This is a genomic window from Mesorhizobium sp. M5C.F.Ca.IN.020.32.2.1, from assembly GCF_004023105.1.
Lineage (GTDB): Bacteria > Pseudomonadota > Alphaproteobacteria > Rhizobiales > Rhizobiaceae > Mesorhizobium > Mesorhizobium wenxiniae.
Map to the genome: position 1 here is coordinate 1 of NZ_RZSX01001032.1, position 2,005 is coordinate 2,005.

Annotated in this window: 1 protein-coding gene; it reads right to left on the bottom strand. The window is 62.9% G+C overall.

Going from position 1 to position 2,005, the window contains the following annotated elements:
• Positions 1–27 precede the first annotated feature (27 nt).
• On the bottom strand, positions 28–1,872 hold the full coding sequence (thiC, locus tag EOA86_RS32415) for a phosphomethylpyrimidine synthase ThiC (RefSeq protein WP_128345319.1): 1,845 nt from the start codon (positions 1,870–1,872) through the stop codon (positions 28–30).
• Between the last annotated feature and the right edge of the window lie 133 nt (positions 1,873–2,005).

Genomic DNA, 2,005 nt, shown 5'->3' on the forward strand with positions numbered 1-2,005 from the left:
GGATGCGCATCTCTGGAGATCCTGTCGCTATGCGTCGCGTTCTCGGCCGGCAACTTCCTCCACCGGCACATAAAGATCGCCGCCTTGGCGGTACTTTTGCGCCATCGCGGTCATGCCTTCCTGCTGCGCCGCCTCTTGCCGGGCAGCGTCGCGGATGTCGTGCGAAATCTTCATCGAGCAGAATTTCGGGCCGCACATGGAGCAGAAATGCGCAACCTTGTGCGCTTCCTTTGGCAGCGTCTCGTCATGCAGCGCCCGCGCCGTCTCAGGATCGAGGGAGAGGTTGAACTGGTCCTCCCAGCGAAATTCGAAGCGCGCACGGGAAAGCGCGTCGTCACGCAGCTTCGCCGCCGGGTGCCCTTTGGCGAGATCGGCGGCATGCGCCGCGATTTTGTAGGTGATAACGCCGGTTTTGACATCATCGCGGTCGGGCAGGCCGAGATGCTCCTTCGGCGTGACGTAGCAGAGCATCGCCGTGCCGAACCAGCCGATCATGGCAGCCCCAATCGCCGAAGTGATGTGGTCGTAGCCCGGCGCGATGTCTGTGGTCAGCGGCCCGAGTGTGTAGAACGGCGCCTCGCCGCAGATTTCGAGCTGCCGGTCCACGTTCTCCTTGATCTTGTGCATGGGAACATGGCCGGGGCCCTCGATCATCACCTGGCAGTCCTTCGCCCAGGCGATCTTGGTGAGTTCGCCAAGCGTCTCGAGCTCGGCGAACTGCGCAGCGTCGTTGGCGTCGGCGATCGAGCCCGGCCTGAGACCGTCGCCGAGCGAGAAGGCGACGTCATAGGCTCTGGCGATGTCGCAGATTTCCTCGAAATGCTCGTAGAGGAAGCTCTCCTTGTGGTGCGCCAGGCACCATTTGGCCATGATCGAGCCGCCGCGACTGACGATGCCGGTGACGCGATCGACGGTGAGCGGGATATAGGCAAGCCTGACGCCGGCATGGATGGTGAAATAATCTACGCCCTGCTCGGCCTGCTCGATCAGTGTATCGCGAAAAACCTCCCAGCTGAGTTCCTCGGCAATGCCGCCCACCTTCTCCAGCGCCTGATAGATTGGCACCGTGCCGATCGGCACCGGAGCGTTGCGGATGATCCATTCGCGGATGTTGTGGATGTTGCGGCCCGTGGAAAGGTCCATCACCGTGTCGGCGCCCCAGCGGATCGCCCAGACCAGCTTTTCCACCTCCTGGGCACAAGAAGAGGTGACGGCGGAATTGCCGATATTGGCGTTGATCTTGGTGAGGAAGTTGCGGCCGATGATCATCGGCTCGCTTTCGGGATGGTTGATGTTGGAAGGAATGATGGCGCGGCCGCGTGCCACCTCGTCGCGAACGAATTCGGGCGTTGCGTAATCGGGAATGGCCGCGCCGAAGCTCTCGCCGTCTCGCGCAAGCTTTTCCTTCAGCTTCTCGCGGCCGAGGTTCTCGCGGATGGCGACGAACTCCATCTCAGGCGTGACGATGCCGGCGCGCGCATAAGCGAGCTGGGTGACGGCTCTTCCCTTCACCGCGCGCAGCGGCCGATGGCGGACGGGAAATTCCGGCGTCAGGCGCTCGCCAGAGACGAAACCGTTGTCCTCCGGCTTCACCACCCGCCCTTCGTAACGCTGGACGTCGCCGCGCGCCTCGATCCACGCCTCGCGCAGGGGCGGCAGGCCTTTTTCGATGTCGATCCGCGCGTCCGCGTCCGTGTAAGGACCGGAAGAACCATAGACCGTGACTGGCGGCCCGCCGGCGCTGGGGTGAAGGGCGATTTCGCGCATCGGCACGCGAATTTCGGGATGGATTTCGCCTTGTTTGTAGACCTTGCGCGAAGCGGGCAGGGGGCCGGTGGTGACTTGGAGTGTTGCTGGGTTCCGGGCATCCATAACGAGGCTCCTTTGCAGCTGCAACGGAGACCCAGTTCTTGCCGAGGAGGAGAAATGGCTTTCCGGAACCTGCAGGTCGTTGGACCCTGAGTTCGCGGATCTCGCGATCCTCGAAAAGCCGTCGCACCATCCC